The sequence below is a fragment of the Kitasatospora sp. Ki12 genome, assembly GCF_054601375.1.
This window is the reverse complement of record NZ_BAAIHT010000001.1, coordinates 2,616,274-2,628,603: the sequence shown is the minus strand read 5'-3', so window position 1 is coordinate 2,628,603 and position 12,330 is coordinate 2,616,274. Positions and strand designations below refer to the sequence as shown.

At 74.9% G+C, this 12,330-nt stretch carries 11 protein-coding genes; 3 read left to right on the top strand and 8 right to left on the bottom strand.

Features of this window, described 5'->3' with window-relative positions:
• Window positions 1–200 precede the first annotated feature (200 nt).
• The gene (locus tag ACYP53_RS11535) at window positions 201–1,313 is read left to right on the top strand and encodes an ADP-ribosylglycohydrolase family protein (protein WP_459647338.1); all 1,113 of its coding nucleotides are present in this window, start codon (window positions 201–203) and stop codon (window positions 1,311–1,313) included.
• Between the two features lie 69 nt (window positions 1,314–1,382).
• Here ACYP53_RS11535 and ACYP53_RS11530 read toward each other — a convergent pair whose 3' ends face one another.
• The 4 genes from ACYP53_RS11530 to ACYP53_RS11515 form a co-directional block, all read right to left on the bottom strand.
• Window positions 1,383–2,702 (bottom strand): serpin family protein, encoded by a 1,320-nt coding sequence (locus ACYP53_RS11530; RefSeq protein WP_459647337.1) that lies wholly within the window; start codon window positions 2,700–2,702, stop codon window positions 1,383–1,385.
• A gap of 56 nt (window positions 2,703–2,758) precedes the next feature.
• Window positions 2,759–3,757: an ADP-ribosylglycohydrolase family protein gene (locus tag ACYP53_RS11525; RefSeq protein ID WP_459647336.1), complete on the bottom strand. Its 999-nt coding sequence runs from the start codon at window positions 3,755–3,757 to the stop codon at window positions 2,759–2,761.
• A gap of 21 nt (window positions 3,758–3,778) precedes the next feature.
• Window positions 3,779–4,993, bottom strand: a complete 1,215-nt coding sequence (locus ACYP53_RS11520) for a cytochrome P450 (protein WP_459647335.1) — start codon at window positions 4,991–4,993, stop codon at window positions 3,779–3,781.
• Window positions 4,994–5,066: 73 nt separating this feature from the next.
• A complete protein-coding gene (locus ACYP53_RS11515) occupies window positions 5,067–5,807 on the bottom strand; it encodes an SIR2 family NAD-dependent protein deacylase (protein ID WP_189916044.1) in 741 nt (246 codons plus the stop codon).
• A 162-nt stretch (window positions 5,808–5,969) separates the two neighbouring features.
• On the opposite strand from ACYP53_RS11515, the gene ACYP53_RS11510 reads away from it, so the two are divergent.
• Both ACYP53_RS11510 and ACYP53_RS11505 read left to right on the top strand, forming a co-directional pair.
• Window positions 5,970–7,034, top strand: a complete 1,065-nt coding sequence (locus tag ACYP53_RS11510) for an ATP-binding protein (RefSeq protein ID WP_189916043.1) — start codon at window positions 5,970–5,972, stop codon at window positions 7,032–7,034.
• Window positions 7,031–8,821 (top strand): vWA domain-containing protein, encoded by a 1,791-nt coding sequence (locus ACYP53_RS11505; protein WP_459647334.1) that lies wholly within the window; start codon window positions 7,031–7,033, stop codon window positions 8,819–8,821. The genes ACYP53_RS11510 and ACYP53_RS11505 overlap by 4 nt, the downstream gene beginning before the upstream one ends.
• Before the next feature lie 56 nt (window positions 8,822–8,877).
• On the opposite strand, the gene ACYP53_RS11500 is transcribed toward ACYP53_RS11505, so the two are convergent.
• The 4 genes from ACYP53_RS11500 to ACYP53_RS11485 all read right to left on the bottom strand — a co-directional run bounded on the left by ACYP53_RS11500 (window position 8,878) and on the right by ACYP53_RS11485 (window position 12,289).
• On the bottom strand, window positions 8,878–9,486 hold the full coding sequence (locus ACYP53_RS11500; RefSeq protein ID WP_459647333.1) for a hypothetical protein: 609 nt from the start codon (window positions 9,484–9,486) through the stop codon (window positions 8,878–8,880).
• A 181-nt stretch (window positions 9,487–9,667) separates the two neighbouring features.
• Window positions 9,668–10,348, bottom strand: a complete 681-nt coding sequence (locus ACYP53_RS11495; RefSeq protein ID WP_189916040.1) for a response regulator — start codon at window positions 10,346–10,348, stop codon at window positions 9,668–9,670.
• On the bottom strand, window positions 10,345–11,532 hold the full coding sequence (locus tag ACYP53_RS11490; protein ID WP_229928570.1) for a sensor histidine kinase: 1,188 nt from the start codon (window positions 11,530–11,532) through the stop codon (window positions 10,345–10,347). Before ACYP53_RS11490 ends, ACYP53_RS11495 begins: the two co-directional genes overlap by 4 nt.
• Window positions 11,533–11,614: 82 nt before the next feature.
• On the bottom strand, window positions 11,615–12,289 hold the full coding sequence (locus ACYP53_RS11485; RefSeq protein WP_459647332.1) for a DUF4097 family beta strand repeat-containing protein: 675 nt from the start codon (window positions 12,287–12,289) through the stop codon (window positions 11,615–11,617).
• Window positions 12,290–12,330: the final 41 nt, after the last annotated feature.

Sequence of the window (12,330 nt, the reverse complement as noted above, 5' to 3'; positions counted from 1 at the left end):
CACGACCTTCGTAGTAACGGACGCCGGGCAGGCGTTTGCAGGGCGTGGAGCCTCAGCCGTTGGGCGGGCCGTGAAGCGCCAACCAGGCGACCGGGCAACCGGGAGCCCCCTCCGGTCGCAGGACCGGCGGGAATCGTCTCCTCTCGCGGAGGCGAGGAAGCCGAAGAACGTACTCCGCCACGAACGAAGGGGGATCCGACGTGACGGAGCCGGCGGCCGAGTCGGGGTACCGGGACCGGGTGCGCGGAGCGCTGCTCGGCGGAGCGATCGGCGATGCGCTGGGCTGGCCGGTGGAGTTCCAGCAGCTCCACCAGATCCAGGACCGGTACGGGCCGGAGGGCGTGACCGCGCTGCCGGCCGGGCCCGGGCCGGTGGAGGTCACCGACGACACCCAGATGACGCTGTTCACCGCCGAGGGCCTGATCCGCGGCTTCGTGCGCGGCTGGACGGGCGGCGGCGGCTCGGTGCCGGAGGCCGTCCACGGCGCCTACCGGCGCTGGCTGCTGACGCAGTACCAGCCCGCGCCGGACGCCGGACCGCAGCCCCGCCCGTACGACGGTTGGCTGCTGCGGCAGCCCTTCCTGTACGCGCGGCGGGCGCCGGGCAACGCCTGTCTGAGCGGGGTGTCCGAGCACCCGGTGTTCGAGGCGCCGTCCGCGATCGGGCGGCCGGGGCCGATCAACCCGGGGTCCAAGGGCTGCGGCACGGTGATGCGTTCGGCGCCGTTCGGGCTGGCCCGGCTGGGTGCCGAGCAGTCCTTCGGGCTGGCGGTGCAGTGCGCCCAGCTCACCCACGGGCACCCGACCGGCTACCTCGCGGCGGGCGCCTTCGCGGCGCTGGTCGAGCGGCTCGCGAACGGGACGGAGCCGTGGGCGGCGGTCGGCGAGACGGTCGAGCAGATCCGCGAGCTGCCCGCTTCCAAGGAGACCGTCCAGGCGCTGGCCCGGGCGGTGCGGATCGCCCAGGAGTCCGGGCCCTCGGCGGAGGCGGCGGAGCGGGTCGGGCTCGGCTGGATCGCCGAGGAGTGCCTGGGCATCGCGGTGTACTCGCTGCTGGCGGCCACCCTCGACCCGGACCCGGTGCGCTCCGCGCTGCTGCTGTCGGTGAACCACTCCGGGGACAGCGACTCGACCGGCGCGGTCTGCGGCAACCTGGTCGGGGCCGCGTACGGCGCCTCGGCGCTGCCCGCCGAGTGGGCCGGGGCGGTCGAGGGGCGGGCCGAGCTGAGGCAGGTCGCGGACGACCTGCTGGTGCTGTTCGGCAGCCGCGACCCGCTCCACCCCGGGCTCGGCGGGCGCTACCCGGCCTGGTGAGCCCGGCCGCCGGGCTGCCGTCCGGGCTTCCGTACGGGCTTCCGTACGGGCTTCCGTACGGACGGCCGGCTACTTCGCCTGCGGGTCGGTGACCTGACCGAGGAACAGCGGCCGTCCGCCGTCGGTGTCCCGGATCAGGAACAGGAACGGCCGGTCGATGTGCAGCTGGGCGGTCTGGCCCGGGGCGGGCGCGGCCGCCGCCGCGATCCCGACGCCGCTGCCGGCCGCCGCGACCGTGCCCTCCTCGTCGACCTGGACGGTCGCCTTCTGCACCACCGTGCTGACGGCGAGCGGTTCCTTGGCGATGCCGCTGAGGTCGGCCCGGTCGAAGACCGAGTTCACGCCGAGCGAGCGCAGCGTTGAGGTGAGCTCCTCGGACGTGTCGAAGTGGAAGCGCGGCAGTTGCAGGTCGACCCGCCGCTCGTCGAGGGCGCCGAGGATGCGGTCCAGCTGGGGCTGGTCCAGGCCCTTGCTGAAGGCCGCGAAGCCGCCCTGTGCGGGGACGATCAGGTCCATCACCAACCGGCCCCCCGCGTACGGGAGTTCGACGGCCTGCCAGGGCTCGCCGACGATCCCGCCGGAGCCGTCGGCGTACTTGAACTCGCCGGTCTGGCTCATCGAGGGGACGGCCGGGGCGGCGCCGTCGAGCGTGTGGAACGGGCGGTCGGCGGTCTGCGCGGGCTTGAACGCGGAGGCCCACTCGGCCTTGAGGTAGAGCGCGTCGGTGAGCACCAGCCGGGTGTCCGGGGTGATCGCGTTCGGGGCGAAGAGCTCCTTGATCCGGCCCTCGGTGGCTTTCTCCACGGCCGTGTTGACGGTCTTGCGGGAGCCCTCCGGGTCCTTGGCGAAGTCGGTGGGGTGCACCCCGGCGTCGAAGGCGGCGGCGAGGGTGGCCAGGTAGTCCGGCGCGACGGCGAAGCCCTGCTGGGTCCAGAGGTCGTCGCTCTGGCGCAGGGTGAGCCCTCCGCCGGAGGGCGTCCGGCGGTTCAGCGCGCCGGTGGCGAGGGCGTACTGCTGCGGGGTGAGCTCGGTGTGCAGGGCCTTGGCGAGCTCGTCGGCGGTGGCGCCGCGGGTGCCGGGCAGCAGCATGGCGAGCACGGTGGCCAGGCCCGACGGGGAGACCACGAGGTTGTGGCCGGCCGCGTCGGGCCGTGCGGTGAGGGCGTGCAGGAGGTCGAGGCCGAAGGCGTTGGTGGCGGCCGCGGTCGCGGTCAGCTGGGCCGGGTCGACGGCGGGACGGCTCGCGGGTGCCGAGGCCCGCAGCTCCGCGGGCGCGGCGGCGCCGGTGCTGCCGCAGCCGGCGAGCAGCGGCGCGGCGAGCACGGCGGCGAGGAGCAGCGCCGCCGGACGGCGGGGTGGGCGACGGGTTCCGGTGCTGCGGTTCGTCATGGCCCTTCGACGCGCCACCCCGCCGACCGGTTCCCCGCCCCCGGCGGGCCCCCTCGTCAGTCCCAGAGCGCCCCGAGCTCCAACAGCTCGTCCCGGTGCTCGATCCGCTCCACCCAGTCGGCCGGCCAGACCGCCTCGCCGTGGTGGGCACCCGCGAAGGCGCCGGTCAGGCAGGCCAGGGAGTCGGAGTCGCCGCTGGAGTAGGCGGCCCGGCGGACGGCGGCCACCGGGTCGTCCGGCAGCAGCAGGAAGCAGAGCAGGCCGGTGCCGAAGGCCTCCTCGGCGACCCAGCCCTCGCCGGTGGCCAGGCAGGGGTCGGCCTCGACGTCGGGCGCGGCGAGCGCGGCGTCCAGCTGGTCGAGCACCTTCAGGCAGTCGTCCCAGCCGCGGGCGAGGACGGCCTGCGGCGAGGGGCCGTACCAGTGGGCGGCGAGGTCGCCGAGCCAGAACTCGTCGTACCGCTCCCGGCTCGCCAGCGCGTACGCCCGCAGCACCGCGGGCAGCCCGGCCGGCGGGACGCCCTCGGCGAGCTTGCGGACGGCGTACGCGGTGAGGTCGCTGGCGGCGAGCGCGGTGGGGTGGCCGTGGGTGAGCCCGGACTGCAGCTGGGCGGCGCCGGAGAGCTGCCGGGCGTCCAGCTCGCGGACCAGCCCGATCGGGGCGACCCGCATGTTGGCGCCGCAGCCCTTGGAGCCGACGTCGCTGGCCTGCTGCCAGCGGACGGCGTCGTGGCTGAGCCGCTCGCAGGAGCGCAGGCAGGTCATGCCGGGGGCGCGGTTGTTCTCCGGGGAGCGCCACCAGTCGACGAACTCCTCGCGGACCGGCCGCTCCAGGCGCAGCGGGGTCAACGGCCCGCGCGCCAGGGCGGTGCGCAGGCCGCGGCCGAGGGCGAGCGTCATCTGGGTGTCGTCGGTGACCAGGGCCCGGCCGGGCAGCGGGAGCCGCCGCCAGTCCGGGTGGTCGGCGGCGATCAGCTCGACGGGCTTGAACTCCGTCAGCCGGCCGATCGCGTCCCCGATCGCCAGCCCCAGCAGTGCCCCCGTCGCCTTGCCCACGGCGGTTCCCCCCTCTTCCGGTTACAGCTCGACCCGCAGTTCCTTGAGCCCGCGGATCACGTAGCCCGGGTTCCACTCGGGCTCGCGGACCAGCCGCAGGCCCGGGGCCCGGCGCAGCAGGGTGCCGTAGGACTCGGTGAGCTCCAGTCTGGCGAGCGGGGCGCCCAGACAGAAGTGGATTCCGGCGCCGAAGGTGATGTGCGGGTTGTCGGCGCGGGCGAGGTCGAGCCGGTCGGGGTCGGCGAAGCGCTCGGGGTCGCGGTTGGCGGAGCCGAAGAGCAGGGCGATCTCGGAGCCGCGCGGGATGGTGACGCCGCGGACCTCGATGTCCTCCAGCACCCAGCGCTCGAACATCTGCAGCGGGGTGTCCCAGCGCATCAGTTCCTCGATCGCGGTGGGCAGCAGCTCGTCCACCGAGCCGCGCAGCCGGGCGAGTTCCCCGGGGTTGCGGAACAGCGCCCACCAGCCGTTGCCGGTGGTGTTGACGGTCGCCTCGTGGCCGGCGTTGAGCAGCAGCACGCAGGTGGAGACCATCTCCTGCTCGCTGAGCGCGTCGGAGCCCTCCTGGGCCTGGATGAGCGCGCTGATCAGGTCGTCGCCCGGGTCCGTCCGGCGCTCGCGGATCAGGGCGCGCAGGTAGTCGGAGAACTCGGTGCTCGCGGTGACGGCCCGGCGGGCGGTCTCCTCGCTCGGGTTGAGCTCGAACATCCCGGTGATGTCGGCGGACCAGGGCCGCAGCAGGTGGCGGTCGCTCTCCGGGACCCCGAGCATCTCGGCGATCACGGCGACGGGCAGCGGCTCGGCGACGGTGGCGATCAGGTCGCCGCCGCCGGCCGCGAGCAGCTCGTCGACGAGCTCTCCGGCCAGGCGGCGGACGGTCGGGCGCAGGCCTTCGACCATGCGCGGGGTGAAGGCCTTGGAGACGAGCCGGCGGATCCGGGTGTGGTCGGGCGCCTCCAGGTCGAGCAGCCCGTGGTCGTTCAGGGTGTGGAAGGGCTCGTGCGCCGGGTCGGGCTCGGGGCGGCCGAACTCGGCGTGGCTGAAGCGGTGGGTGTAGGTGCGGCCGAGCCGTCGGTCGCGCAGCAGCGCGCTGACGTCCTCGTGGCGCGAGACGAGCCACTGGTCCGTCGGCTCGAAGTACGTCACCGGCGCGTGTTCGCGCAGCTCGGCGTACGCGTCGTACGGGTGGGCCACGAACTCCGCCGACCAGGGGTCGAACTTCGCCGTCGTCGTCATCGCTCGATCACTCCAGGCCGTGGGGGGACGCCGGGACGATCATCGTATGCGTGCGGTACGTCCGTAAAGGCCCTTACGCCCCTTCCGCGACCAGCCTCCGCACCAGCTCGGGCAGCGCCCGCGAGATCGGCTCCCGGATCACCTCGTCCGCGGCCCCGTCGAACGGCGTCGGCTCGCCGTTCACCACCACCAGCCGGGCCCCGGCCTCCAGCGCGATCTGCGGCAGCGAGGCCACCGGGTAGACCTGGAGACTGGTGCCCACCGCGATGAACAGGTCACAGGCCTTGGCGATCGCGTCGGCCTGCTGGAGCACCACCGGGTCCAGCGCCTCCCCGAACATCACCGTCCGCGGCCGCAGGATCCCCCCGCACTCCCGGCACGCCGGATCCGGCTCCCCGGCCTCGACCCGCGCCAGCGCCTCCGCCATCGGCCCGGTCACCCGGCAGCCCACGCACTGCACCTCCGTGGCGGTGCCGTGCAGTTCGAGCACCTTGCGGGCGGGCAGCCCGGAACGCCGGTGCAGCCCGTCCACGTTCTGGGTCAGCACCCGGACCGGCAGCCCGGAACGCTCCAGGTCGACCAGCGCCCGGTGCCCCGCGTTCGGCTCGGCCGCGAGCGCGCCCGCCTCCCCGCGCATCACCCAGGCCCTGCGGCGCACCTCCGGGTCCGCCAGGTAGGGGCCGATGGTGACCATCCGCTGCGCCGACGGGTCCTGCTGCCAAAGGCCTTTCGGGCCGCGGTAGTCGGGGATGCCGGAGTCGGTGGAGATGCCCGCGCCGGTGAGCACGGCGATCAGGGGACGCTTGGCGTTCATACCCGGGACGGTACGGCCGCCGGCCCGCCCCCGGCCACCGAAAATCCGGGCGCGCCCCACCGCCGGAATCCGGGTGCGCCCCCACCGCCGGAAATCCGGGTGCGCCCCGCCGACTCCCGCCGCACACTGGGCCGGTCGACCGCCGTACCGCGAAGGAGCCCCGTGCAGGGAGCAGTCAGCGTCTCGCCCTCCCAGATCCCCGAGCTGCTGCTCGGACTGGCCACCGTACGCCCGGTGTTCCTCTGGGGCGCGCCCGGGATCGGCAAGTCCTCCCTGGTCAGGGCGTTCGCCGAGTCGCTCGGCCTGGAGTGCGTGAGCCTGGTCGGCACCCAGCTCGCCCCGGAGGACCTGATCGGCGTCCCGCAGCTCACCCCGGACGGCCGCTCCCGGTTCTGCCCGCCCGAGCAGATCGCCCGCGACGAGCCGTACTGCCTCTTCCTGGACGAGCTCAACGCGGCCTCGCCGGACGTCCAGAAGGCCTTCTACTCGCTGATCCTGGACCGCCGGATCGGCTCGTACGAGCTGCCGCCCGGCTCCATCGTGATCGGCGCCGGCAACCGCGCCACCGACGGCGCGCTCGCCCGCCCGATGGCCTCCGCGCTGGTCAACCGCATGATCCACGTCCATCTGCGGGCCAGCGCCGAGGACTGGCTGCGCTGGGCGGCCGGCGCCGGGATCCACCCCTGGGTCCTCGACCACCTCACCGACCGGCCCGACCACCTGTGGTCCGCCCCGCCCAAGACCGAGGAGCCGTTCTCCACCCCGCGCGCCTGGCACATGCTCTCCGACGCGCTGCACTCCTTCGGGCCCACCCTGGACGAGGCGACCCTCAAGGTCCTCTCGTACGGCCTGCTCACCGCGCAGCACGCGGTCGCCTTCTGCGGCTACGCGAAGATCGTCCGCAACTCGTACGGCCTGGAGGCGATCCTCAAGGGCGACGCCCGCTGGCCGCACCGGCCGGAGGACCGCGACCTGCTCTACTACCTGGCCGACTCCTTCCGCGGCCGGCTGGTCAAGGAGCTGCCCGCGAGCAAGGAGCACGCCTCCGGGGCGCAGCGGCAGACCGCCTTCCGGGCCAAGTCGCTGCTGGTGCAGCTGGCCGAGATCTCGGTGGAGGTCGCCCAGACGGTGATCGCCGACGGCTCGGACGGCAACCCGGTGCTGCCCTCCTGGTTCCTGATCGAAGCGGCCCGGGACATGCCCCGGCTGGTCGAGGCCCGCCGGTGAAGCCCGCGGCCGCGAAGAAGCCCGACCCGGGCGCCGAGGTCTTCGCCGAGGGCGTCCGGCTGCTGCGCCGCAACCCGGCCTTCGCCGCCCTGCCCGTCGACGTCTGCCGCACCGAGAAGTGCGAGCTCGCCCCGCCGGGCGGCTGGGCGGTGGTGGACTCCGACGGCACCCTGCACGTCAACCCGCGCCGCCGGGCCGAGCCCGAGGAGTGGGCCTGGGTGCTCGCCCACGGCCTGCTGCACCTCGGCTTCGGCCACGTCCCGGCCGCCCGCGGCACCCGGGAGCAGCCGGACGACCACACGGCCGCCGCCCGCTGCGCGGTGGTCAACCGCTTCCTCGCCACCTTCCCGGTCGGCCGCGCCCCGGTCGTCCTCCCGCAGGAGTACCCCGGCGGCGACGAGGAGGAGCTGGCCGCCCGCTGGCGCCGCGACGGCCTGCCGCCGCCCGACGTCGCGGGGACGGCCGGCACCGCCGACCGCGACCAGCTGCTGGTCGAGTGGCACGGCCGCGGCCGCGACCCCAAGGACTGGGAGACCGCCTTCGCGGCGGCGCTCACCCGCGCCATGTCCACCGCGATGGACCGGGCCGGCGGCCGGTTCGACGAGGAGACCGGCGAACGGCTCCCGGAGCGGCCCTGGACCAGGGCGCTCAACTGGTTCGTCTCCTCGTACCCGCTGCTCGGCGGCATCGCGGCCGGGCTCACCTTGGTGGCCGACGCCGAACTCGCCCGCGCCCACGGCATCTCCGTCGCCGCCGTCAACGCCGAGGCCGGAGAGGTCTACGTCAACCCGCTGCGCCGGTACACCGACGAGGAGTGGCGGTTCATCCTCGGCCACGAGATGCTGCACGCCGCCCTGCGGCACGGCGAGCGCCGCGGCGGGCGGGACCCGTTCCTGTTCAACGTCGCCGCCGACTACGTCATCAACGGCTGGCTGCTGGAGATGGGCGTCGGCGAGATGCCCGAGGGCCTGCTGCACGACCCGCAGCTGAAGGGCCTGTCGGCCGAGGAGGTGTACGACCGGATCGTCCGCGACGAGCGCCGGATCCGCCGCCTCGCCACCCTGGCCGGGAAGAACCGGCCGGACATCCTCGGCGCCCCGCTGGACCGCGGCCCGCGCGACTACGTGGACCTCGACGACTTCTACCGCCGCGGCCTCCAGCAGGGCTTCGAGCTGCACCAGCGCGGGCGCGGCCTGCTCCCGGCCGGGCTGGTCGAGGAGATCCGGGCACTGGCCCACCCGCCGCTGCCGTGGGACGCGCGACTGGCGCGCTGGTTCGACGAGTTCGTGCCGCGGCCGGAGCCGGTGCGCAGCTACTCCCGCCCGGCCCGCCGGCAGGCCGCGACCCCGGACATCCCGCGGGCCGGCCGCCACCACCCCGAGGAGGAGGTGCCCCGCTGCACCTTCGGCGTCGTCCTGGACACCTCCGGCTCGATGAGCCGGCCCCTGCTCGGCAAGGCGCTCGGCGCGATCGCCTCCTACGCCGCCGCCCGGGACGTCCCGGCCGCCCGGGTGGTGTACTGCGACGCCGCCCCGCACGACGCCGGGTACCTCCCGCCCGACGAGATCGCCGGTCGGGTCCGGGTGCGCGGACGCGGCGGCACCGTGCTGCAGCCGGGCGTCGACCTGCTGGAGCGGGCGGAGGACTTCCCGCCCGGGGCGCCCGTCCTGGTGATCACCGACGGCGAGTGCGACGTGCTGCGGGTGCGCCGCGAGCACGCCTTCCTCGTCCCCCGCGGCTCCGGGCTGCCGTTCACCCCGCGGGGGCCGGTCTTCCGGATGAGCTAGGCCAGGAGCTAGGCCAGGAGTTGGGCCAGGAGTTGGGCCATGAGTTGGGCCAGGAGTCAGGCCAGCACCGGCCGGGGCCCGGCGCCGAGCCGGACCAGCGGGCTCAGCGCCACCAGGTAGCAGGCGGCGGCCAGCGGGATCAGGGCCAGATCGGCGGCCGAGGCGACGGTGCCGACCAGCATCAGCACCGGGCTCCACCAGCGCAGGGTCCGGGCGGCGCCCACCGACGCGGCGACCAGCAGCGCCAGCAGACCGACGTAGAACAGCAGCGGGCCGACCTGGTACACCGCCGGCAGCACGCCCGGGACGCCCTGCACCCGGTCGAACAGCCGCGACTGCTCGGCCTTGTCCGCCGCCGCCAGGCCGACCACCAGGTCGATCCCGATCTGCGCCAGCGAGCAGAGCAGCCCCGCGAAGGCCGTGCCCAGCGCCGCCCCGGCCGCGATCCGCCCGGCCGTGCCGCGCGGGGCGAGCCGCCGGCGCAGCGCGAGGAAGACCGGGGCGAAGAGCAGCAGCCCGGCGAACATCGCGGTGTGCCCGGCCGTCCAGCCGAGTCCCGGCTCGCGGGAGCCCGGCACCAGGCGGATGCCGCCGTAGAGGGCCATCAGTGCCGGGGCGCCGACGACGGCGTACGCGGTGAGGCGGCTGGGCTGGCTGGCGTTCATCTGCGGTCTCCTGCGGTGTCCGTGGTCCGTTCCGACACCGCACAGCCTGTCCGTCGGCCCCCTCGTCCCGGATCGCCCGCACCGGTGAACTCCCCGGCTCCCCCGCACGAGGGAGCCCGCGGCGGAGCCCTCGACGGGGCCTCGACAGGGCCCGAGACGGCGCCCGCCGCGGCGGAGCCCGTCAGGACTCCCCCGCCACCACCGCCCCCGCCTCGTACGCGAACACCACCGCGTGCACCCGGTCCCGCAGCCCGAGCTTGCTCAGCACATTGCTGACGTGCGTCTTCACCGTGTGCTCGCTGACCACCAGTTCGGCCGCGATCTCCGCGTTGGACAGCCCGCGGGCGATCAGCCGCAGCGTCTCCTGCTCGCGCAGGGTCAGCTGTTCCAGCAGCTTGGACGGCGGCCGCACCGCCCGATCCGGCGACCCCGGACGGCGGGCGGCGAACTCGCCGATCAGCCGCCTGGTCACCGAGGGCGCGAGCAGCGCCTCCCCCGAGGCGACCATCCGCACCCCGTGCGCCAGGTCGTCCCGCCGGACGTCCTTGAGCAGGAAGCCGCTGGCGCCCGCGTAGAGCGCGTCGAAGACGTAGTCGTCGATGTCGAAGGTGGTCAGCATGATCACCTTGGTGGACGGGAACTCCGCGCACACCCGGCGGGCCGCCTCCAGCCCGTCCATCACCGGCATCCGGACGTCCAGCAGCAGCACGTCCGGGCCGTGCGCGCGCACCGCCTCGACCGCCTCGGCGCCGTCGGCCGCCTCGGCCACCACCTCGATGTCCGGCTGCGCGTCCAGGATCATCCCGAACCCGGCCCGCACCAGCTCCTGGTCGTCCGCGACGACCACCCGAATCGGCGTCATCCGCCCACTCCCTCCACCTTTGCGCCCGCTCCCAGCGGCAGCCGGGCGCTCACCAGGAATCCCCTGCCCGCCGGTCCCGGACCGGCCTCGGCCCGTCCGCCGCAGGCCGCCGCCCGCTCCCGGATGCCGACCAGCCCGCGCCCGCCGGACCAGCCGACCACCGTACGGTCGGCCGCCGGCGGCACCCCGCGGCCGTTGTCGGAGACCACGACCTCCAGCACCTCCCCGGTCCGCCGCACCCGGATCGCCACCCGGTCGGCCCCGGCGTGCTTGATCGTGTTGGTCAGCGCCTCCTGCACGATCCGGTACGCCGCCGCCTGCACGTCGGCGGCCAACCCGCCCCGCTCCTCGGGGAGTTCGAGCTCCACCCGCAGGCCGGCTCCGCGCACCCGCTCGGCCACGTCGGCGAGTTCGGCCAGCCGGGGCTGCGGCGCCAGCTCGCGGCCCGCCTCCGGATCCTTCAACACCCCGAGCACGCGCCGCAGTTGGACCATGGCGTCGCGGCCGGCATCGGCGATGGTGTCGAACGCGCGGATCGCCCGGTCGGGGTCGTTGCGCACCACCACCGGCCCGGCCTCGGCCTGGATCACCATCAGCGAGACCGCGTGCGCCAGGATGTCGTGCATCTCCCGGGCGATCCTGGCCCGCTCCTCCGCCACCGCCCTGGCCGCCTCACTGGCCGCCCGTTCACCGGTCTCCCTGGCCCGTTCCGCCTGCACCCGGGCCAGCTGCCGCTGGGCGCGCACCAGTGAGCCGAACACGAAGGTGCCGACGGAGGTGACCAGGCTGAAGAACGCGCCGTTCGGCGAGTGGGTGCCGAGGACGTTGCCGGCCACCACCACCGCCAGCACGCTCCACCGCGCCCGGTCCGAGGACCGCTCGGCCACCGTGTAGAAGGCGATCACCCCGGACAGCGGCACCTGGGGGTTCGCCGAGTGCGCCACGACCGAGATCACCAGGGACGGCACCGTCGCCAGCACCAGCACCGTCAGCGGCCGGCTACGGCGCCAGGGCAGCGGCAGCGCGGTCGCCACCGCGAGCACGCAGACCCACCACGGCCAGGCCGTCTCGTCGTGGTACACCGACCAGACCGCGACCCCCGCCGCGGCCACCGCCAGCAGCGAGTCCGGCACGTACGGACTCAGCCCGGCCGGCCAGTTCGGCCGGCCCGACGCGTGCTCCACCCCGGTACCTCCCCCGTAACCGGGGACGCCGCCCCCGCGGAGAAGATCATGCCCTACCGGCAGGACCTCCGGAACGGCCCGGTCATCCACCGGTGACCGTCACACCGCCGGACTCCGCCCGGGCGGTGATGCCGCGCGCCGCACCCGGCTGCGAGGGGATGCCGACGTCCACCCCGCCGGACGACGCGTGCGCGTCCACCGTGTACGCCTCCCCGGCCGGCACCCGCACGTGCACGCCGCCGTTGGTCGTCCGCGCCTCCACCTTCGACGGCGCGGCGGCGAAGTCGGCCTTCACCCCGCCGTTCACCGCGCTCAGCCTCACCTGGGCCGAGGTCAGCCCGCCGGCCTCGACGCCGCCGTTCGTCACGGCGGCCTCCGCGTCGCCGGCCAGCCCGTTCAGCTTGATGCCGCCGTTGGTCTCCTTCACCCGCACCTTGGTCCCGGCCGGCACCCGCACGGTGTACCCGATCCCGCAGGAGTCGCAGTCGTACGTCAGCCGGAGCACGCCGTCCTTCACCTCGTGGGTGCTCTTCGGCTCGGCGCCCTTGTAGTTCTGCTTCTCGACCACGTGCACGGTGTCGCCGCCGCCGGTCACCTCGACGCCGCCGTTCTCCCCCTCGACCACCAGCTCGGTGATCCGGTCGGCCACCCCGTAGCTGAGGGTCCGGTGTTCCTGGTCGTCCCCGATCGGCAGGCAGGCCGACATCCCGGCCAGCACCCCCGCCGTGATCGCCATCGCGCCCAGCACCCGCTTCATCCCCGGCCCCCTTCGAAAGCCCGTCATCCGACACCCGGAAG